The 19,546-nt window shown below is 33.9% G+C and carries 20 protein-coding genes and 1 pseudogene; 9 read left to right on the top strand and 12 right to left on the bottom strand.

The features are described 5' to 3' along the window. Positions 1 to 309: 309 nt before the first annotated feature. The 3 genes from F6K27_RS08270 to F6K27_RS08260 form a co-directional block, all read right to left on the bottom strand. The gene (locus F6K27_RS08270; protein ID WP_287284221.1) at positions 310 to 441 is read right to left on the bottom strand and encodes a hypothetical protein; all 132 of its coding nucleotides are present in this window, start codon (positions 439 to 441) and stop codon (positions 310 to 312) included. A 20-nt stretch (positions 442 to 461) separates the two neighbouring features. Next, positions 462 to 2,375, bottom strand: a complete 1,914-nt coding sequence (locus tag F6K27_RS08265; RefSeq protein WP_287275220.1) for a hypothetical protein — start codon at positions 2,373 to 2,375, stop codon at positions 462 to 464. A 1,155-nt stretch (positions 2,376 to 3,530) separates the two neighbouring features. Next, entirely contained in the window at positions 3,531 to 4,559 is a 1,029-nt protein-coding gene (locus tag F6K27_RS08260; protein WP_124145341.1) for a Gfo/Idh/MocA family protein, read from the bottom strand. 1,144 nt (positions 4,560 to 5,703) lie between these two features. Here F6K27_RS08260 and F6K27_RS08255 point away from each other — a divergent pair. Both F6K27_RS08255 and F6K27_RS08250 read left to right on the top strand, forming a co-directional pair. Continuing rightward, positions 5,704 to 6,396 (top strand): dienelactone hydrolase family protein, encoded by a 693-nt coding sequence (locus F6K27_RS08255; RefSeq protein WP_287275218.1) that lies wholly within the window; start codon positions 5,704 to 5,706, stop codon positions 6,394 to 6,396. Between the two features lie 328 nt (positions 6,397 to 6,724). Then, a complete protein-coding gene (locus F6K27_RS08250) occupies positions 6,725 to 7,183 on the top strand; it encodes a COP23 domain-containing protein (RefSeq protein ID WP_124145339.1) in 459 nt (152 codons plus the stop codon). 546 nt (positions 7,184 to 7,729) lie between these two features. Here F6K27_RS08250 and F6K27_RS08245 read toward each other — a convergent pair. The 6 genes from F6K27_RS08245 to F6K27_RS08220 form a co-directional block, all read right to left on the bottom strand. Next, a complete protein-coding gene (locus F6K27_RS08245; RefSeq protein WP_240038982.1) occupies positions 7,730 to 7,852 on the bottom strand; it encodes a transposase in 123 nt (40 codons plus the stop codon). 57 nt (positions 7,853 to 7,909) lie between these two features. Further along, positions 7,910 to 8,137, bottom strand: a complete 228-nt coding sequence (locus F6K27_RS08240) for a hypothetical protein (RefSeq protein ID WP_287275216.1) — start codon at positions 8,135 to 8,137, stop codon at positions 7,910 to 7,912. A gap of 72 nt (positions 8,138 to 8,209) precedes the next feature. Continuing rightward, positions 8,210 to 8,449, bottom strand: a complete 240-nt coding sequence (locus F6K27_RS08235; protein ID WP_287275214.1) for a transposase — start codon at positions 8,447 to 8,449, stop codon at positions 8,210 to 8,212. 6 nt (positions 8,450 to 8,455) lie between these two features. Further along, positions 8,456 to 8,650: a hypothetical protein gene (locus F6K27_RS08230; protein ID WP_287275212.1), complete on the bottom strand. Its 195-nt coding sequence runs from the start codon at positions 8,648 to 8,650 to the stop codon at positions 8,456 to 8,458. Between the two features lie 153 nt (positions 8,651 to 8,803). Next, entirely contained in the window at positions 8,804 to 8,893 is a 90-nt protein-coding gene (locus F6K27_RS08225; RefSeq protein ID WP_287275210.1) for a helix-turn-helix domain-containing protein, read from the bottom strand. 143 nt (positions 8,894 to 9,036) lie between these two features. Then, positions 9,037 to 9,474, bottom strand: coding sequence for a hypothetical protein (locus F6K27_RS08220; protein ID WP_287275209.1), 438 nt, complete (start codon positions 9,472 to 9,474; stop codon positions 9,037 to 9,039). A gap of 271 nt (positions 9,475 to 9,745) precedes the next feature. Between F6K27_RS08220 and F6K27_RS08215 the strand changes: the two genes are divergently transcribed. From F6K27_RS08215 to F6K27_RS08205, 3 genes are all read left to right on the top strand, one after another. After that, the gene (locus tag F6K27_RS08215) at positions 9,746 to 10,612 is read left to right on the top strand and encodes an SPFH domain-containing protein (protein WP_124145337.1); all 867 of its coding nucleotides are present in this window, start codon (positions 9,746 to 9,748) and stop codon (positions 10,610 to 10,612) included. Between the two features lie 475 nt (positions 10,613 to 11,087). Then, positions 11,088 to 12,032, top strand: coding sequence for a 4-(cytidine 5'-diphospho)-2-C-methyl-D-erythritol kinase (gene ispE / locus F6K27_RS08210; protein ID WP_287275305.1), 945 nt, complete (start codon positions 11,088 to 11,090; stop codon positions 12,030 to 12,032). A 313-nt stretch (positions 12,033 to 12,345) separates the two neighbouring features. After that, entirely contained in the window at positions 12,346 to 12,675 is a 330-nt protein-coding gene (locus F6K27_RS08205; RefSeq protein WP_287275207.1) for a DUF3082 domain-containing protein, read from the top strand. A gap of 538 nt (positions 12,676 to 13,213) precedes the next feature. On the opposite strand, the gene F6K27_RS08200 is transcribed toward F6K27_RS08205, so the two are convergent. Continuing rightward, positions 13,214 to 14,122, bottom strand: a complete 909-nt coding sequence (locus F6K27_RS08200) for a metallophosphoesterase (RefSeq protein ID WP_287275205.1) — start codon at positions 14,120 to 14,122, stop codon at positions 13,214 to 13,216. 114 nt (positions 14,123 to 14,236) lie between these two features. Here F6K27_RS08200 and F6K27_RS08195 point away from each other — a divergent pair, with 114 nt between their 5' ends. Both F6K27_RS08195 and smpB read left to right on the top strand, forming a co-directional pair. After that, positions 14,237 to 15,058, top strand: coding sequence for a hypothetical protein (locus F6K27_RS08195; protein ID WP_287241790.1), 822 nt, complete (start codon positions 14,237 to 14,239; stop codon positions 15,056 to 15,058). A 598-nt stretch (positions 15,059 to 15,656) separates the two neighbouring features. Continuing rightward, complete coding sequence (gene smpB / locus F6K27_RS08190) at positions 15,657 to 16,127, top strand: SsrA-binding protein SmpB (RefSeq protein ID WP_287241787.1); 471 nt, start codon at positions 15,657 to 15,659, stop codon at positions 16,125 to 16,127. Between the two features lie 297 nt (positions 16,128 to 16,424). Here the strand turns inward: smpB and F6K27_RS08185 are convergent, their stop codons facing one another. Then, positions 16,425 to 17,111 carry a hypothetical protein gene (locus tag F6K27_RS08185; RefSeq protein ID WP_287241786.1) on the bottom strand — a complete coding sequence of 229 codons (687 nt, stop codon included), beginning with the start codon at positions 17,109 to 17,111 and terminating at the stop codon, positions 16,425 to 16,427. A gap of 803 nt (positions 17,112 to 17,914) precedes the next feature. On the opposite strand from F6K27_RS08185, the pseudogene F6K27_RS08180 reads away from it, so the two are divergent. Continuing rightward, positions 17,915 to 18,271 (top strand): annotated as a pseudogene (locus tag F6K27_RS08180) (alkene reductase); the annotation flags it as partial. 9 nt (positions 18,272 to 18,280) lie between these two features. Here the strand turns inward: F6K27_RS08180 and F6K27_RS08175 are convergent. After that, positions 18,281 to 18,556 (bottom strand): hypothetical protein, encoded by a 276-nt coding sequence (locus tag F6K27_RS08175; protein ID WP_287241784.1) that lies wholly within the window; start codon positions 18,554 to 18,556, stop codon positions 18,281 to 18,283. A gap of 484 nt (positions 18,557 to 19,040) precedes the next feature. Here F6K27_RS08175 and F6K27_RS08170 point away from each other — a divergent pair, with 484 nt between their 5' ends. Then, the gene (locus tag F6K27_RS08170; RefSeq protein WP_287275203.1) at positions 19,041 to 19,502 is read left to right on the top strand and encodes a PqqD family protein; all 462 of its coding nucleotides are present in this window, start codon (positions 19,041 to 19,043) and stop codon (positions 19,500 to 19,502) included. Positions 19,503 to 19,546 lie beyond the last annotated feature (44 nt).

Raw genomic sequence — 19,546 nt, 5'->3', positions numbered from 1 at the left:
ACCATCTATCGCAAATATTTCTGGCAAAAATAACTTTCCTTAATCACTGAAGTTACCAAATATCAAGCATTTGGTCGAATAAATAATATTTAGAAATAGAAAGTCCAAGATATAGCAAAGTTTATGGTAATTGGTATTACTTCTGCTATGATGCCTTTACTTGAAGCAGCATACAACCCAAGTATTTCCGTGACCCCACTCATCACCAAATGTATTCGGGTTTGAATACAAATCTCCCCAAATTTCCCTCCTGGGGGGGTTAGGGGTGGGTATCCATCTCCCCATCTCCCCATTCACTAAAGTCAAAAGTTAGAAGTGATATCTGATATCAAATCCATGTAATTGGGTAAAAAAAAATGTTCCATCTTCAACCATTACTAAATATTTCTCGCTCTCCCCATCTCCCCATCTCCCCATCTCCCCATCTCCCCATCTCCCCATCTCCCCAAAAGGGTACTTTATCAACCAGATTCTATATTACTCTCATCTCCAGCTTTTAACTCAATTACTTCTGTAGGTATAATTTTCGGAATAGTTGTGTCCGCAGATTGTAAATTAGTTTGATTTGATGGTTTAACGTAACTATTTTTAATTTCTTCAAGCAAATTAATCATTAAAACTTCTATTTCTTCAAAAGTTTGTTTTTCTTGCAATTCTGATAGGAACTTAGTTGTAAACTGTCTGAATAACTGTTGTCTAAGTTTGATACTTACCGCATCTGGTTGTGTTTGATAAGCTTTTTGCGGAGAAGTAGCAATTGTACTTGATATTTGTATCACTAAATTATTAGCAATTTTATCCGGTAAGCGACGTAAAAAAGGTATTTTTTGTAAACGCCTATATATAGATAACTGCTGCATAGACTTTTCAACCTGATAGCGTAAAAAATCTTCAATATCTGGATAAATTTCTGGAAGGACTCTACAAGCAGTTACTTCAAGTATATTGTTAATAATTTCCTGAATGTTTCCATAGTCATTTTTATCTACACCAACTTTATCTGATTTATTTTTTGATTCAAATATAGCTTTTTTTAGAGAACCTTTACTAATATTATTCTGAAGCTGATTTATACTCCCACCTACTACAACTTGAATTATTTCCTGAGCAAAACTACCAATAAGTTGGAATCGGATATTTGTGTAGAAATGTTTCATGTCTGGCAATTTAACTTTCTGTAAACGAATAAATACAGTAATTATTCGCAGTGAAGGTAGCCAAGGTTGTAATAAAAAAACATCATACCAACGCTTTTTAACAGCACCCCATAAACTTAAATTAGAACGACAACTGATTAGTAAAGTCCGCCCAATAAACTCTATCCAAAATATAATCATCCAAGGTAAATCTACTAACCAAAATCTATCTACAAATTCCCCATCCTTACCCAAATCGCGAAAGTAAAAAGAGTGCATTAAAAATTGAATATTTTCAGAAAAAAAATCTAACTCTTGTTCCCATTGATATCTTTCTAGATGTTGACGACTCCAGAAGGTATTAAACGCTATTTTTGATGATTTATCTGCCAACAAAACTTCTGGCGCTAAATATTGGAGCAAGTTTAATGACTGTAAAATTTGAATAGTAGGAGTTAAATTCACATTACTATCTGGAATCTGGCTATAAATATGTTGCTTCATCCGGTATTTTATTTGAGTTAAAACTAAAATTTGATTAACTATCTGGAAATCATAATCTCTATCAATTAATTCCGTACTATGACCGCGTAATTCTTTGAGTAAAGGTTCTATTTCTTCTTCTTCCAGACCTTTTTTTTCGAGTAATATCTTCAGTTCACTAACTGCGATTAAATAATTTTGTGAGTCTCGGAATGGCTCTATTCCTTTAATTAAATCATACTGTAATTTCGGCTCATACAATAATATTAGAGGACGAATTTTTCTATTGAAAAATTCTAACTGACTTTGCCAACCTTGTGTTTCTAAGTAATTTTCATCCCAAAAAATTTGTACTGCTTGTGAAAAACTTTCTCTTCTAGTGTGAGTAGTAAATATTTGCTTAATTTTTGCTAAATTTCCATAACTATCGATAACTTTAAATGGAGGACGATTAATGAATATTTCAAAACTACTAATGCGTAAATCGTCTAATAAATTTTCTACTTTTGGTGACTCTAAACCATTCTTTTCTAACTCCTCTTGTAGATTATCTACTTTTTGGAGATATTTTTTTTGAGGAGTATCAGTGATTGTTTGTAGGTATAAATCTATTTTTAAGTACCAATGACGGATTTTTATATAGGTAATATCAAATATTACTAACATGACATTAGCAAGAATTAGTAATGCCATAATTCGTTCACTCAGTAATAGTAAAAGTGAACGGTGAGACTTCGGAAATTTTTTGGATAACATAGTTATATAGTTTGGACTTTAAAATTTCCTATTGCTAAACTCTTATACCAATTTTATATGAGGCTATACATAATTAGGTGTTAGGTCGTAGGTAGTGTTGTCTTATACAAATTTTATGTGAGGTGGCACAGAATTATGAAATTTATTAACTTGTCTATCTAGATCTACATTCAATTATGATTAATATATTATTCTATGCAACTTAGAAATGAATTTGGTATTAATATATTTTCTTTTATAGCAAAACTAATAAATTATTTTAGGATTGATATTTAGTTGATTTAAATTGATATAGTAGTCGAAGGAAAGGGCACGGATATATCAAAAGCTTAAGACTCAGACAAGGCCAGATTTTTCCTTATCTCCTAGATAATTAATCGCCTTCTTCCTTCTTCCTTCTTCTTTCTTTTTTCTGCTATAAATAGTTATAATTAAGTACTATAAAATGCACCAATATCAACTAATTAACAATAAATTTTTAGCTAAAACTATATAAGTTATAAATAGCAAAAATTTGTCCTACCGAATTTACCTCTAACGATATAGGAAACTTATTTAAGTTGTGAAATATTGTAGACCCTGATAGAACACCGGATTTGAGAATAGTCAAATTATTACGAATAATTTAGGATTGCCATATCATATTTATCAGGACTTACGCATGCTTGACCTTGAAAACGCCATATGTAGGGGCGCAATTCGGAGCTTTGCGGAGCGCAAATGGCATTCGCCCTCACTGGATTTAGTGTCCATGCGTAAGTTCTGTTTATGCTAGATTTAAAAAAGTGGCTAGAACTAGGCTTATAAATTTGTTCTAAAAAAAATTAGGAATTTGATCATCTCTAAGCTCTGAAGGTTTCATTTAAGTGAAAAATTAGCCTTCTGAGTCGGAACTGTATTAACAGTAACTACCGCCATCTTTCAGTAGCTTGAAATCAGAAATATTTTAATCTTCATCCCCTTGTAGGACTACAGCCCTTAGTATAACCAAAAAGAAGCTTTTTACCTATTTTTTTTTGCCAAGTTAATTAGAAGGTAATAAGTTGTAGATTGCAAAATATCTACTACCTAAAACCTACCACCTACCACCTTCTTAAATTTTAGACCTAGTTTCAGAACCTAGTCATAAATTAATCAACCATACCTAGTCATAAATTAACCAACCATTTGTAATGACTTAGTAGTAAATTCTATTCCCATCCAACTACCTCCATTATTACTAGAATGACTAGCTTTTTCAGCTATCTCTAGAACTAAACCAGCTTCCATCAAAGAGAATGGTTCAGTATTTGGATTATTAGCACAATCTAGAAAATTCTCAATCAATCCATTAAACCAATTAGTATGACCAGGATCGTCAAAATATGTAGGCACAAAAATATGCTGAACTGGTTTATCTTTAACACTTAAAAACACATCATTATTTTCAATGCTAATTTCTCCTTCTGTCCCCTGAATTCTGTAATAAGCTTTTGGAATAGACCCTAAAGAACTGACACTAATATTGATTAATTTGTTCTCCCAATCTAAGCAAAAAACAGCTACATCTTCAAGTTGACTATTTGTTTCATTGAAACTTCTAGTATGTGCAGATATACGTTGAGGGAAACCACCAAATAAAGTTTGAGCAACAGAAATTGCATCTAAACCATGGTCTATCATAATACCACCACCAGATAGTTCTTTATCTTTTCCCCGTACACCTGGTTGAAAACCTACACCAAATATATTAAATGATGCAAATAAAGGTATCCCTATTTCACCTGAATTAATTAAGTAGGCAGCGTGAACGATTGAAGGAGCAAATTTATAATTATGACATGGATATAAAATACGTTTTCGTTCGTTTGCTATATTGACTAATTCATAGTATTCAGCTTTATTCAATACTAATGGTTTTTCACATAAGACGTGCTTATCTGCTGCTAATGCTTGTTTAATACTTTCTACATGAAAAGCATTAGGTAAACAAATATCTATTATGTCTATTTCACTAGAATATTCTTCTAATAAATCGTTGAATTGTTCATAAACTCGGATATCTGCATATTGTCGAAGCGCTGCTGCACGCCTAGATGTTACTGGATCTACTACTGCTGTGAGATGAATATCAGAACGATCTCTATATACTGGTACATGGGCTTTCTCTGCATTAAATCCAAAACCAACAATCGCTACTTTCACAATCTAAAATCCTCTTAAAGTATGTTAATTTTTAACATTTTTTTAACAAAACTTATAATTTTTGTCAAGTATTTTTTTTTGAAGTCCACTCTTAAATATCTTTCTGATTTTATTATGGATAAATTTTCTCCAATTTAACTCAATAATTTAGTAATCATAGCTTAAATAAGTTCAATTTTTTCTTGAATCAAAAATCTCAACTAAGAAATAGATATTACTCTTTGATATTTCTCAGATATATAGCATTTACATTTGGATTGTAAATATATTTTTGAATAAAAGGTAATAGAGAATAAAGTACACAAAAATTTTATATTGAAAAAACTACTTTTCTCTTTGTTATTTTTCATGGAAATGTTGTATTCAAGCAAAATTTAGTTAAATTAAATTTTAAGTATAACTATTTGAGTAATTAGCTTGATTATATTAACTTGAACCTGATTTAAAGAAATATAAAAATTCCCAGTTGTTAACTCACTCTTAATATCAACAATTACCGAGAGTATTAATAATATTTTTATAGTGTTTCTCAGACTAATGAGGTATACACCTATCTTTATTTCTATTCTATTCTTTTCCCTGTTCGCAGATCCGATGCTCCATAAAACAAACAAATTTTGTCCCTCACGCCTCTTGGGAATTGCTATATCAAAATTATTTATTAAATGCTATTTTGAGACCATTCCTTATTTTTAGACAAAAAAAATCATGTCTCAAGCCTCCCTTTTTTAAATTATGCATCTTCTCGTCTCCATATTGTAGGAAGTCCTGATAACGTAATTCCTTTGTAATACCAAGTGTGAAAAAAGAATGCTATACTTAAGTTACAAGTGACACTTCAATTATTAAGTAATTAACAAATAATCAATTACTTTTTTGATAATTATTAGCCAGTTATTGTTAATTATTCTTATGTTTATTTCTCGCTCTCGGACGTTGCATGCAGCATCCCTACTACCCTACTCCTCAGCAGTGCAAAAATGTAGCAAGCATTTATTACCCTTGAGATAAGAAGCTAGGGTAGCTCCTCTGTCAAGAGACTAATTGAAGCCCACAGTTCCTCCGGCAGGAAGCTAACTGAATTGACTGAATAATGTTAAAGTAATCTATAAATATAACGGCAATATCAAATCAATTAACCAAGATGAAAATTAAAATTCCCAGTAATAACGGCGAGACTTTTTCCGCTTACTTAAAAACACCTACTTCTACACCTGCTCCTGGATTAATAATTATCCAAGAAATTTTTGGAGTTAATGAAGTAATGCGTAATATAGCTGATGAATATGCTCAAGCAGGTTATGTGGCAATAGTCCCTGATTTATTTTGGTGTCAAGAAGCAGATATTGAACTTACCGATAAATCTGAGAATGACTGGCAAAAAGCATTTGAACTTTACCAACATTTTGATGAAAATAAAGGAATTGATGATTTAATTTCTACAATGAAAACTCTCAAAGAATTACCAGAATGTACTGGCAAAATTGGCAGTGTAGGTTTTTGTTTAGGAGGAAAACTCGCTTATTTAATGGCTACTCGTTCCCAAGCAAAATGTAACGTTAGTTATTATGGAGTTGGCATTGAAAAAAATCTTGATGAAGCTGCTAATATTCAAAATCCATTAATACTTCATCTTGCTGAAAAAGATGAATATGTTTCTCCAGAAATTCAGTCTCAACTAAAAATTGAATTGAGTAATTATCCTTTAGTAACAATACATTCTTATCCAAATATTAATCACGGCTTTGCTCGGATAGAAGGAAAAGACTATAACTTAGAAGCTACTAATCTTGCCCAAAGTCGCACTATAGAATTTTTCCAAAAATATCTTGACTAAGTTTTTAGTTTGACACTGAGTCACTATTTTTTAACCCACTCCCAATAAGTTGATTATTCTACATTATATCTGGTTGATTGACTGCTATTATTGGGAAGGTTTTATTGAACCGAAGTTAAGGCAGATAATAAATTGAATAAGGAATATAAGCAAAGCAAGTAATTTATTAATTAGAAATTATAACTACACAAGAATCACTGATAATCAAAGCTTCCATAATTTCCCAAGTATACTAAAAAAAAATTTGCTTAAATGCCATTACTGAGAGTCAAGAACTATATATAAATTTATAGAATATTAGTATTGTTATCTATGTAGATTATAATCAATGAAAATTTTATCATTAACTTCTATTGTTGCTGCCACAGTAATTGGATTGTTAAATATTCCTATAAATCATCGTTCTGCTGAAGCTCAAACTACTAATTTTTTCTGTGGGAAAATCGGGGCAACTCCAGCAACAATAGCCACTAAACAAGGCAAAAATATTCCGATTATTCTCTGGAATTCTAATAATTATTTTACCGAATCAGGAGAAGATGCTCTGACTAGATGTACTAGAGTATCTGGAATTTTATCTACTCAACAAAGAAACGGATATCGAAGTATCACTGTCAGTATTTCTAAAAATGGACAGCCAATGATTTGTGCTGCTAATCCTCAAGATGGTTCTTGTAGATTATTATATCAAGTTCCTAATGGTCAAAATCCTCAACAAGCTAGACAAGAATTATTGAGAAGAGTTGCTAATCCTCAGCCAAATCTACCACCAATTACTATTTATTAAAAGAACAAGTATTAAGCAGAAAAACTTTGATAATGATGATAGGAAAAAAGTAGTTATCAGTTTTCAAAACTTGAGAAAAAGTCAAAGCCATAGCAAACATTGTTAACATTCCCAGACAAACCATGCTAATGTCTAGTTTTCAAGAAGGTGAAATATTAGGATATTGCAAAATTGTATATCATCCCCACAAACCTAACAAAAGTCAGGCAGGGGGAGGGCGTTTATGGATACAAGAAAGCCAGAAGTTCAAGTTATCCTTGACATCCTCTCCGGCCTGTTAGCGTTTGCGCAGCATTCCGATCGGAATGCTCCTTTGTTAGCGCAGCTCCTCCGCAGGAGGCAAGAGGCAGGCACGGAGATTCCTACCGAGTCTTAGTTATTCGGTGGGTTGACGTTTTGCTGGGGCAAAACTCCGCTAACATTGGGTGCTGCACCCACCCCTCTTGCTCCCCTCCTGGGAAGGGATGGGGGTAGGTTACGCTTGCCTCCAGGTCCGTTTTTTGTCTCGGACTGCCCGCCTGCGACTAATATATTTATTGCTGCATTCTAATCTCTATGGTGTTTTGCGCCACAGTTGAGGCATTCCCATTCTCGCATCTGAAGGTCTAGCTTGCCACCTTTAAAGCCACAATTTGAGCAAACTTGACTTGTAGGTTCCCACCTGCTAATGACTCTAAAATCACGACCGTATTTCTCAGCTTTTCCTTCTAAGAAAGTTCTAAATTGTCACCAACCTAAATCGGATATAGCTCTGGATAATTTGCGGTCTCTTGGTGCGTGTTCCCTTGCGACTGGCGTCATCGCGGGGTCGCACCGCTTTTTTACCATGCCAGAAAGGTTTCCTTCGGAATGCTTTGCAAACAAATCTTCTAAAACAACTGTTTGGTTGTCACGAATTATTTTAGTAGATAATTTATGCAAAAAATTAGTTCTTGTATCTTTGCAGTTTACCATGGAACTTAGCTACTCTAACCCGTGCTTTTTCATACCTTTTTGACCCTTGAGTTTTATTAGATAATGACTTGCTTAACTTTCGTTAGCACAGCTCCTCTGAAACAGGCTACTTCTTAATTGTTTTTTGAGTGGTTTTGGTGGATCAATCTTTGTACCATTACTCAAGGTTGCAAAGGTAGAAATGCCTAAATCTATACCTACTGAATTATCAGTATGAGCCAAGGTTTCTGGTATAATTTCTACTACAAAACTTAAGAAATATCTATTAGCTGAGTCCTTGATAATTGTTACTGATGATGGAGCAGCAGGCAACTCTCTTTACCAAACAATTTTCACCTTTCCAATCTTAGCTAAATAAACTTTATTTTGACCAATTTTAAACCCTCCTTTTGTAAATCTTGCAGTTTGTTTTAATTTCCTGCTTTTGAATTTAGGAGGCTTAACAGGTTTACCTTTCCTCTGGCCTTTTGTTGATTTAAAAAAGTTTTGATAAGCTTGGTTTAAATCATTCAAAGATTGCTGCAATGGTATGCTGGAAAATTCTGAGAGCCACTCTCTACATTCAGTCTTCTTAGCCTGAGTAATAAACTGTTTTTGTAGTTCAGAATTAGTGGGTTTCTTTGCTCCCGATCTATACTTTTCTTGACAATAAGCTAGGATATCATTCTAAACAACACGGACAGAACCAAATAGCAAAACTATTTGGTATCTTTGTCCCGGTGTTGGATATATACGATACTTAAATCTAGCTTTCATAATTCCTATCTAAACTAACAGCATGATAACATATCTATTGAAAAAAAAAGCTAAAAAGTCGCCCTAGAAGGGCGGGGCTTTAAACCCATTTTTTTGGTAAAATCTTCCAAGATCGAGAACCAAAAGGTTTTGGCTAATCCCAATTAAGCAGCCAAATCATCATTATTGAATAGCTCAAAAATCTGCCGACAGAAATATTTCAGTTTGGCAGCAGATTCTGTTGTGGGTTGGGTATTTCCCACAAAATGCCAGCCACCCACCGTTGATAATTTCCATTGTTCTCCGCGATGATCGTAACCAGCAACTTCCACTCCAATTACACGAGAATAAGCTTCAATAGGATCTTGATATAAACGAATTTGCACCAATAAACAACGACTTTCCAGAGACCTACTTCTACCAGGCAAATGAAAACCAATATCTATAGAATCTGGGTCAACTAACTCCAAAGTATCTGGATCGTTCATCCAGGGCTTGAGATCGACCTTAACATCTACAAACTGGGACTTAAATAAATTTACAATCGCAGCAATCTTACTCGCTACTTGAAAATTTTTGGCCTGTTCTGCAGCATTTACCATATATGCTCCTCAAGAATAAAATTTCAGATTATTAACTAACTAATTTAAGTAAAAATCAAAAACTGTGATTATTGGGACAATTATTCATAATTTTAGATTTTCTACTTATTTGTTAAACAATAGCTTCGAGGGTTTAGATTTGATTGGGGCTAAAATTTTTCGTTTAAGTCCCAATCTCAACAGCCAAAAAGAAAATTGTTAACTTTTGACTTGACTACTTTTTAATTGATAATGCTAGTATCAAAATAATTAACCTAATTTCTAACATCTTATGCTTCAATATCTTGTGGCTCTTATAGCAACTGCAATCATTGGTTATACAGTTAATTCATCTGTAAAAGTTATTGATGAAGGAGATGAGGCTTTAGTAGAACGCTTGGGTAAGTATAAGCGCACTTTGAAGCCTGGACTTCAGTTTGTTCTACCTCTAGTAGAAAAAATAGCTCATGTTGATACCATCCGCGAAAGGGTCTTGGATATTGACCCTCAGTCAGTCATTACTAATGATAATTTGACATTGCAGGTAGATGCAGTAGTCTACTGGCAGATTATAGAAATCGAGAGAGCGTATTATGCAATTGAAGACGTAGAAAATGCTATTGATAATATAGTTTTAACTTCTCTGCGTTCTGAAATTGGTCGCTTGCCACTTCAAGAAGTTTTATCTACAAAAGATGAAATTGATAAAGCTTTGTTGAAGAAATTGGATGAAGCTACTTCTAGTTGGGGTGTCAAAGTGATTCGTGTCGAGGTTCAAAATATTATTTTTCCTGAAAAAGTGCAAGCAGCAATGGAGTCGGAAAGGGTAGCTTTAAGTGAGAAAAAAGCTATGCTTGAACAAGCAGAGGGAGAAAAAAGAGCTGCTATTGCTAAAGCTCAAGGACAAGCAGAGTCTATAGAGGTTCTTTCCAAAATTTTAAATTTGCGCCCAGATAGTCCAGAATTTATGCAATTTCTGATTGCTCAAAGATATTTAGAAACTAATCAGAAATTAAGTGAAAGTGCTAATTCTAAGGTTCTATTTATGGACCCGAAAGCCATGTCAGAAGCATTAGCTGAATTAGTGGGAGATTCTCCTGATTATCCTCCACTAAACGATCTACCTATTTCACCATCTAAACTGAAAAAATCTGATTAGTATCATGTCTCATAGATATTGGGATAGGGAGTAGAAACAAGGGATAAGAAGATTTTGATTATGGTTTATTAAGCGAAATCAAGATAGTTATGACCGGGGAATATATCCAGTTTTAGAGATGCTAGCTGGGTAAATTTTTTGCAGCTTTTAATCAGGCAGAATAACTATCATTAGCACTTTTTTATAAACTATTAGACATCTGGCGGTCCTAAAAAAGAAAAATAAAATCAACTATCGCACATGAATTATCAATAATTATCAATTATTTCCCCCTACTCCCTACTCCCTCTTTTGGAGGAAATGTCTATTGATATTTAATCAATAAACTTATAAATTAAAATAATTAAAGTAAAGTAAGAACCTTAGGAATATAAATTCTTGCCACTTGGAAGTAGCTAGAGATGATTTTGGTCAAAAAATTAACCTTTTTCTTTACTTCCTTCGAGTTAAAATATCTAATACTAAACTAGCTAAAATGCGCTCCTATTCATTAATTGCTCCTGCTAAAATCAATCTGTATCTAGAAATCATAGGCGATCGCCCAGATGGTTATCACGAATTAGCAATGGTTTTGCAAAGCATTAGTCTTGCAGACAGAATAGATATTCGTGCCATTGGAATTGAAACTATTGTGGTTCGATGCGAACATCCCCTAGTTCCTGCTGATGCTGACAATATTGCTTATCGATCAGCTTCCTTGATGGGTAAACAATTTCCAGATGTATTTGCCAGGTATGGTGGCGTTGAAATTACTATCAATAAGCAGATTCCTGTAGCAGCAGGGTTAGCAGGAGGTTCCACAGATGCGGCAGCAGTATTAGTGGGATTAGATTTAATGTGGGAACTTGGTTTGACTCAGGGAGAGTTGCAAGAGTTGGGGGCACAGTTGGGTTCAGATGTTCCTTTTTGTATTAGTGGCGGTACAGCATTGGCAACAGGACGTGGCGAAGTTCTCTCCCCACTACCAAATTTAGACCAACTTTCTGTGGTTTTGGCTAAATACAAGAATCTCTCTATTTCTACACCCTGGAGTTATCGCACTTATCGTCAAGAATTCGGTCATACTTATATTGATGATACTGAAGCTCGGGAAAATAGTATACAAAGAGTACATTCTGGACCAATGGTTTCAGCGATCGCTCACCAAAACAATATAGAAGTTGGCAAACTATTGCACAACGATTTAGAAAAGGTGGCTTTACCAGAATATCCGCAATTATTAAAATTAAGAGAAGCTTTTGCATCCCAAAATGTCTTAGGAGCTATGATGTCAGGGTCTGGGCCTACTATATTTGCTTTGACAGAATCTCTTGCTCAAGCACAGGAAGTTGAGGCCACAGTAAAAGCAAAAATGGCTGACCCCGGTCTAGAATTCTGGATAGCACAGTTTAACTCTAGTGGCATTACTATTGCCCATTGAAGAGGGAAGAGGGCAGGACGTAGAAGGTAGAAGGAACATATAATACTTTGAATTGGCAATAATTAATAACTATTATTCTCTGTTTGTTGTTGTTGAAAACTCTAGAAATCTCTATTTTATTTTGTCAAGTTATAAACTGCTATATTTAATTTTCATTTTTCCCATAATTCTAATATAGCAATAGCCAGACCTGTTAGGACTTATGCTGACCATTGATCTTAGCCTAGGCAATGTTTTTCCAACTATTTCCTATTCCATGTTCTCTGTTATAGTTACAAACAATTTTTATTCCGACTTCAACTATTCAAAATATATGACAAATTTAACTCCTAAATCTCAAGAAAAATCTACTTCAAATGTCAATCCTTTACAATGTTTGGCTAGTGCGATAATTGCTGGTGGATTAGCCACACTTGCCTATATGTTAATGAAATCTATTTCTGAGACATTTGCTAATAAACCTATTATTTCAGATAATGTTTTTGTGGTGAATATTTCGACTGCTGTGCGTGCTTTAGTGGTGGGAGTTATTGCTTTAGCTACTTGTATGTGTGCGATGGTTACTTTAGGTTTAATTGCCTTAGCTATACAAATTATAATTCAGCGATTTACAAATAAGGAAATGCCTCCAAATGAAGGTTGAATAGTAAAAAATTGGGGGATAAATATTTATATCATGTCCGTCTTAAATTAGTAGACATCTCCAGAAAAGAGGGAACAGGGAACAGGGAACAGGGAACCCACCCCTAACCCCTCCCAGGAGGGGAATAATTGATAATTTATGGATAATAATTGATTTGATTTTGAATTTTCACCAGATGTCTAATGATAAAAAGGCGTTGCATCATTACGGGGTGATATGTAATTTTTTCATCATTTGAAAATATTTTCAAATTATAGGCGGTTGCTGAATACCTAAAAACCCAAATATCACTGGCAAGTTTGCACTTTTAAAGCTTTTCTCTTTTCAGTAATCAATCAATCGCTTTATAGTTCAAAGTAAAATTGGGCGTTGGTAATTTGAGGTATGATATCATGTCCAGATAAGAGCGTGATAGAACTCCATTCCGTTTACACGACCAAAAAACTTTCTCCTTCTATTCCTCTTTCTTCTTCTTTCTTCCCTCCTGACTCCTGAGGACTGACTCCTGACTCCTATTCCTTCTAGTATAAAATTTCCTTCAACTCAGGTTAATTATACCTTCGTCAAAAACACGATTATTTACATCAATTCCTCTAACAATGATGCGGTCTTCATAAACATCAAAAGCAGCAAAACTAAAATCACTTGTAGAATATTCAGTCCACTCTGATTTCCCTACAAGACGTTGTTTGCCACCCGCACCACAAATTAAATAAGTAGTACCATTAATTGAGCTAGTTCTTTCATAATCATGTTCATGCCCATTAATATAAAGCTGAACCCCATATTTTTTAAATAGAGGAGTTAAAGTTTGAATAAAATCTTCATTTAACCCATACATTCCAGAAGAATAAATTTGATGATGACCAAAGACTATTTTCCAAGGTGCTTCACTGTTACTCAATTCTTTTTCTAACCATTTTAATTCGGTTTCCCAGTCAGCATTAATATTAGTATCTAAGGCAAAAAATTGAATTGGGTGATACTGAAAAGTATAGTATCTTCCTGCCATATTAAAACCTGGATATTTGAGTTCCAAGTCTCCATTTTCAGTACGAATATCGTGGTTGCCTAAGCAGGCATAAAATTTAACTTCTTTTTCTAGTAAAAATTTATATGGTTTCTCAAAAACATCTTCTATTTTTTCAATTTCTCCATCTTCATAAATATTATCCCCACCAAGAATTACAAAGTCAAAAGGATATTTTAAAAAATAACGCCCCATAGCTTCAGCTACAGCAAATTGATCTTTGCCTCCTGCACCAGTATCAGCGACAGAAACAAATCTGAAAATAGGGTTTGTTTGAACAGAGGAAGAATTGTTTAATGTCACTGCATTAGTAGGACTAAAAAAATTAATAATTTTTACTATTTTGCTGCATATACCAACAACACTAATGCTGCTGAGACTACTTAAAAATAAAAATTGACGACCTTTAATACTCATCGTTTGAGAAAATAAATTAAGTAGAAAAAGGACTATAGTCCAGAATACTAATTTGTCTTTTATTAATTTATCGTTTTATCCATCGATTTGTTTAGTCCAAAAGGTATAAAGTAAATGTCAGAAGACCAACCACAGCAACCAAATTTAGAACAACCTGAAACTGAAGCAGTCTATCAAGAGTCAACAGAAACTCCTTCCGTGACACCGCAAAGTCCACCTGAACAACAATCTACTACTGAGAAAAAATCAGTAGTGGCCCAACCTAGTCTTGGACAACAGGTTTTAGGATTAGTTCGTTCCTTATTACCAGCGTCCCTAAGTCAAAAGCTTTCTGATGGGTTATTGACAGGGGCGATCGCTGGTATTTTTGTCCTGATTCTGGTGATTATTTTTGTTTCTTTTTCCCCTGATCAACCTGTTACTGAGGTGGCAGATATTCCTATAGCTGAAGAAATAGAAGAAGCGATCGCCCCGACGGATATTCCTATAGCTGAAGAAATAGAAGCGATCGCCCCGGAAGAGTCTCTACCTCTTACAGTAGATCCAGAAGTATCTGAAGATTCATTTGATGAAGCTCCTGAATCTGTGGAACCAATTATAGCTTCACCTCCAAAGTTGACACCAGAGCAAATTTTAATTGTGTCAATTCAAAATCAAATTGATGACCTTACTAATGAATATGGTGCTGGAATTATTGAATCTTTAAGAATTAATTTTCCCAGTAGTTTATTAATTGTTGAACTGAATAATGATTGGTATGACAAAACTGAGGAAGAACAAGATAAATTAGTTAAGCAAATGTTTCAAGAAGCACAAGATTTAGACTTTAATAAGTTACAAGTTATGAACTCTAAAGGTAGAGTTATAGCTCGTAGTTCAGTGATTAATTCTGAAATGATTGTTTTAGAGCGATCGCTGTTAGAAATACCAGGATAATTTTCAGAGTTAAGAAGGTTTTAGGTAGTAGGTGGTAGCTGGTAGATGAAAAAAGCTGACCGCCATACCTAAAACTTTTGGGTGGTGATGCATAGTAATGGTAAAGGAAGCACCGGGAGTGTTGGAGAAATTAAAAAATATATATCCTCACCATTACCATGCAGGACTACCAACTTTTGATTTTTTCTATTTATTTAAAATAGCTATCCTAGATAGAAGAATGAACATTAAGTAGATATCAAGAGAAGTAAATCTCAGTATTTAGATATAGCAGTCGAAGGAAAAGGCGCTGACAGATTAAAAGCTTAAAACTCAAACAACCCAAGATTTTTCCTTCTTCCTTCTGCGATAACTAACATTTGTTCAAAACCTATTTAGGAAAGCTATAGTATCAATTTAAATTAAAATAGCTTAATTATCGCCAAAATATTTATTTATAGTTGATTCAGCGATTGATAACAAAGGCATTTATACAAAAAGTATATTATTAAATTTTTTTATTTATAGTGATGTTTTAATTCATCTGTTGCCATAACCGATAATTTCGTAGTATAATTAAAAATTACAGATAAAAAATTAAGTGTAGTTAGAATATTTTATGAATAAAAAAAGTGGTGAAGGATATAAAATAATTAGTGATAATCGCCAAGCTAGATTTAACTATCATATTATTGAAACTTATGAAGCTGGTGTTGCATTACAAGGAACAGAGGTAAAATCAATCCGGGAAGGTAAGGTTAACTTACGAGATGGTTATGCCTTAATTCGTAATAATGAAGCATGGTTACTAAACGTTCATATTTCTCCATATCAAAAAGCAGGAGAATTTTTCAATCACGAACCTCGTCGTAGTAGGAGACTACTGCTACACAAACAAGAAATTCGTAAATTGATTGGTAAGGTAGAACAACAAGGATTAACTTTAGTACCATTGAGGATGTATTTTAAGCGCGGTTGGGTAAAAGTTGATATTGCTTTGGCACAGGGTAAAAAGCTCTATGATAAGCGTGAAACTATTAAGCAACGAGATGATAAACGGACTATGCAAAGAGTAATGAAGCAATACTAGAGCCGCTACGCGGAAGTTAAAAGTCAAAAGTTAAAAGTCAAAAGTATTGATTTGTAATTGTTTTAGGATTTTGTAACCAGTTATTTCCGCTATCCTGCACTAGAGCAACCAATTTTATCTTTACCTTAGTAAATTTGAAGCTTTAGTTTGCTCATTCAACAATTAATTATTAATTATTACCTCTCCTTAAAAAGTATAGGATTGACGAAAAGGTTTTTTTTCTTTATTTCTGGTTTTAAAGAAGAGGCTTTAAACCTGAATTATTCAGTAAATTGAATAATACTTATTAGTTAGTAGTTAGTAGGTATAGTTATATTCATATTCATAATTATAAGAGTCTTCAAAATTAGTGGCGACTCTAACTCCATTAGGATCGACAGTACATACAAACTTATTTCGTTCTCCATAAACATTTACCCATCCTCGCCACTGCCAACCTTCAGCAGTTTTAGTCACATTCTGACTAGAAGACCACCGCCCATTACTAGGAATTCCCATTTCATATTGCATAAATTCTTTACAAGAATTTACAACACTAATATTACTGTTATAAATGCGATCGCCACCTTCATAAAAACGATCAGGGAAATAATCAGGATAAGTTTCTTTATGAAAATATGCTGTTACTTCATTGTTATTAATATTGCAAATAAAATTGCTTCGTTCCCCATCAAATTCTACCCAACCTTGCCATTGCCAACCAGATGTAGATTCAGTTATATTTTCTACTGAAGACCACCGACTATGGCGAGGAATTCCCATTTCGTATTCCATAAATTCTTGACAATAAGTAACAACATAACTTGTATTATTATTAGTTGGAATGTGATTTTTAGTTCCTACTTTTCTACGATTTATATAGTCAGGATAAGCATGATTTTTATAGCCATCATTTTTGAGTTTAATATGACTATTATTACCAACATCACAGGCTGCTAGAAAAACAACTGTAGCTAAAGTTATTGCTAGATTTTTGTTGTTCATTGTTCTGTGTTAGAAAATATAATTTATCATTTATAGTAGCACTAAATGTGCCTTTTAGAGAAGATTTTCTACAAGAAAATCAAAATCAGCTAATAGGCGTTTATTTTTAGATTTTCTCTTAAAATTGCCAAGTATGGTTCAAAATGTTTCCCATAGAGGTGAGTTACCAAGGCGTTGAATTAAGAAATCAATGAAAGTTTTAATTCTCAAGGAATTACGACGATTCGGTAGATAAAGTGCGTAAATACCTGTATCCATATCCATGTGGGGATAGAACTGAAAATCATTAAGTACAGCTTGGAGAAGACCCCCACGGATATCTTATCCAATTAACCAGGTTAGCATTAAAGTCAAACCAGCACCATCTAAACAAACTTGCCGAAGAACCTCTGAATTATTTGCTACCAACGATCCATTAACTTTAACTTCACACACCTCTTTGTCTCCCTTAAATCGCTAAATTTTATAACCAGTGGAATAGCTAAAATACAAACAATTATGGTGAACTAAATCTTGAGGATGCTCTGGTTTGCTATACTGCTGAAAATAAGCTGGACTACTTAGAAGGGGATTTAAACCCCTCCTCAAATGAAGCGACTTATAGAAGTCAGGGATTTAACCCAAGCTTTTCCGTTCCGGAATGCTGCGCAAACAGATACCTAATTATATGCACAAATTTTTAGGCTGATAGCTAATAGCTGATAGCTAGTTAAAAACTGAAAATCTGTAAGTCCCGATCATCTGGAAATTGCTCACTTTCCCTAATTAAATTTTTCACCTGAAATTATGCAAACAATTACAAACAGATAACAAAAACTGTACACGAAAAAGGTGGCAAAATATTTTTACAACTTTGGCACGCTGGACGAGTTGCCCATCCAGACTTGCTAGAAGAGGTAGACATTCCGATCGCTCCTAGTTCTATTACGGCTGATTATTTAGCGGATCTTCCCAATGGACAATTCCCCCACGTTATTCCTAGAGAACTCAAACTAGAAGAAATAACTCTGATTATCGAACAGTTTCGACAGGGAGCGAAAAACGCAAAAGAGGCAGGTTTTGATGGAGTAGAAATTTATGCTGGCAATGGTTATTTACCAAATCAATTTCTCCAAGATAATTCCAATCATCGAACAGATGAATATGGAGGTTCGATCTAACTTTTCTGTTTATTGAGCTTCTCGCTTCATCATCCGGATGTAAGATTTACAATTGACACCACCAATAACTAGGCCATCAACAAAGCTGATTAAAGGCTGAAACAGCCCAATAATAATTAATCTACGACCACGGCGCTTTATCTGTTCCAGGCATTTTTGTTCTCCACGTTGGTAATAGGTGTAACTCGACTCACTCCACATACAAAAACCTGATTCATCCAAATATCTCAGGTCTATTTCTCCTTTTGCAGCAGATAGCTCCAGCATTATACCAGCTATGGGCATTGAGCCTGATTATCTCTGCTCGGCCTTTGACTTTCTGTGGTACATCCTCAGTTCTAACCTTCAGTAGTTTTTGGTCTTGCTCACTCGTGAGAAAAATCCTGAAACGATCCCCCATAAAAAAATCGCCTTGATAGATAAACTTTCCGTATTTACCTATCTTTACATAGTTTTATTTTTTCGTGCCTACCTACTTAATTCTACTTAATTAAAACCTACTTAATTCTACATTAAACAGATAGGTTATCTGTAACTTTTTCTGTTAAGTTCTGTATTTCAGAATGTGGGTTTTATTGTGGTTATTCAAAGATATCGGTAGTCAACTCTTGACAATGTTGGTTAAAATGCTAGAGTATAAAAAAAGAGTGAAGTTAAAAAAAGTAAATTTTGTACGTTATGTATCAAACTTTAAGTTAGCTCAAAATTTGATATATGCAAGGTATTTTTTTTGCTCTATTCTACTTGATTTGGCAATTAAAATTTTAAGATGGAAAACACAGAAAGATTTCAAATAAACAGCCCGAAAGTAGTTCAAGAAACAATTGAAGGTGAAGTAGTCATCGTCAACCTAGATAAAGGAGACTATTATAGTTTATTGAATACAGGGGCAGACATTTGGTCAGCAATAGAAAAAGGTAATTCAACAACAGAAATAATTGCCGAAATGACAGAAAGATATGAAGGCGATCGCAAAACAATAGAGACAGCAGTCAACTCTCTAATCACCCAACTAAGAGAAGAAGAAATTATTATTGTAGCCCCAATAAATGAAGGAGAAAATCAAAATAGAGAGGAAGTAAAAGCCACAACAGATAATAAACAAAAACTCCCTTTTGAACGTCCTATCCTATCAAAATACACAGATATGGAAGAGCTATTAGCTCTAGATCCAATCCATGAAGTTGATGAAATGGGTTGGCCGAATGCTAAAGTAAATACCCTTATTTAAGCATCAAAAAAATTTAGTTATTCACTTTGCATAAAAATCTTCAA

The sequence above is a fragment of the Okeania sp. SIO2F5 genome, from assembly GCF_010692685.1.
GTDB lineage: Bacteria > Cyanobacteriota > Cyanobacteriia > Cyanobacteriales > Microcoleaceae > Okeania > Okeania hirsuta.
Note: the sequence above shows the minus strand (reverse complement) of the source record. Positions and strands in the feature narration are given on the sequence as shown.